This is a genomic window from Arthrobacter sp. Y3223164, assembly GCF_059091005.1.
Genome location: NZ_JBNHGF010000506.1, coordinates 1 through 1,699 on the forward strand (window position 1 = coordinate 1; position 1,699 = coordinate 1,699).

At 70.3% G+C, this 1,699-nt stretch carries 2 protein-coding genes; one reads left to right on the forward strand and one right to left on the reverse strand.

Going from position 1 to position 1,699, the window contains the following annotated elements; genetic code table 11:
- On the reverse strand, positions 1–664 hold a 664-nt coding region (locus AC5RUJ_RS15865), incomplete at its 3' end, for an aminotransferase class III-fold pyridoxal phosphate-dependent enzyme (RefSeq protein WP_494156197.1).
- Between the two features lie 82 nt (positions 665–746).
- On the opposite strand from AC5RUJ_RS15865, the gene AC5RUJ_RS15870 reads away from it, so the two are divergent.
- A partial coding sequence (locus AC5RUJ_RS15870; protein WP_494156198.1) for a PucR family transcriptional regulator ligand-binding domain-containing protein occupies positions 747–1,699 on the forward strand: 953 nt, incomplete at its 3' end.

The following is a 1,699-nucleotide window of genomic DNA, read 5'->3' on the forward strand; positions in this document are numbered from 1 at the left end:
CCGCGGTGACGTCCGCGGCCGAGGCGGGGACCCCGCCGTCGTGCTGTGCCGCCGGGCGCAGGGGATTGGCCGAGGCGGCCCGGACGATCTCTGCCGGGAAGGGCCCAAAGTGCAGCCGGTACGGGTTCTCCTTGGCGGTCATCGCCATGGTCAGCAGGGAGCGGCCGTGGTACGCCTCGTCAAAGACCAGCACCCTGCTGCGGCCGGTGGCCGAACGCGCGATCTTGACCGCGTTTTCCACGGCCTCGGCACCGGTGGAGAACAGCGCGGTGCGCTTCTCGAAATCGCCCGGGGTGTGCTCGTTGAGCCACTTGGCCACCTCGGTGAAGGACTGGTACTCGGTGACCATGAAGCAGGTGTGGGTGAACCTCTCCAGCTGCGCGGCCACCCGCTCGCGGACCCGGGGATGGCTGGCGCCGATGCTGGTCACGGCGATGCCGGAGGCGAAGTCGATCAGGCGGTTTCCGTCCACATCCTGCAGGATGCCGCCGTCCGCCTTCTCGACGAAGACCGGCAGGACGATGCCGAAGCCGTCGCTGACGTGGGCAAGCCGGTCCCGGTGCAACGCCTGGGAACGGGGGCCGGGGATGGCGGTCGCCAGGTGGCGGGACTGGGGGAGCGTGGCGGCGGCCGCGCCGGCCGCGGAAGTGAGCACATCGGTCATAGGGCAACGCTAAACGCGCGGTGGGCACGGGGTCATCGGATGTTCTGCCCAAATGCCCCCGGTGGTGTTGGATAATCAGTCCATGGTTTCCCTTGCGCAGCTCAGCCATGAACTCGGAGATTCGCTCAGGCCCGCGGTTCCCGGACCGGTGCCGGGGATCCAGCTTTCCGGTGTCCATGTGTCCGAGCTGGCGGACCCGGGTGCCTACCTGGAGGGCGGCGAGCTGCTGCTGACCACCGGCATCCCGCTCAGCGGAAGTGCCGCCGCCGTGGACGGGTACGTGCGGCGGCTGGCAGCCAAAGGGGTCGCCGCCCTTGGCCTGGGGCTGGGGGAGGGGCTGGACAGCGTGCCGCCGGAGCTGGTCCGGGCCTGCTCCGCCGAGGGCGTGGAGTTGTTGGTGGTCCCCGACGGCGTTCCGTTCCTGGACGTCTCGCGGATGTTTTGGGAATTGGCCTCGCGGAGCGACCAGGCCGACCTGATAGCGAACCTGGGAACGCAGACCGCTTTGGCCCGGGCGACGATGCGTCCGGATGCCCTGCCGTCGGTCGTGCAGGGGCTGGCCCAGGCGCTGGGTGGCTGGGCGGCCTACCTGCCCGCGGACGCCGGGACGGAGGCCACCGTGTGGCCGGCCAGTGCGCTGCCGTTGCTGCCGCACCTCAGACTGGAAACCACGCGACTCAACGTTGCCGGCACCCATTCCGCCGCTACCTTCTGGCTGCACGGCGCTCCCGTCGTCGAGTATCCGATCCTCGTCGGACGGCGGATCGACGGCTTCCTGGCCATCGGCCCCGGCCGGACCCTGACCAAGGCCGATCGGCAGATCATCACGACGGTCTGCGTTCTGCTGGCCCTGAAGGCTCAGCAGCGCGAGGAGCTGCTGGGGACGACGACGGTGCTGGGCTCCGTCGTCGCCAAGCTGGTTGCCCGCGGCCAGGTGGAGGCAGCCCGGCTGGTGGCAGCCGACGGAAACCTTGGGCAGCTGCCCGAACGGGTGCGCGTGCTGGCCGCGCGGATGGGCACGGCGGATTCCCTCAC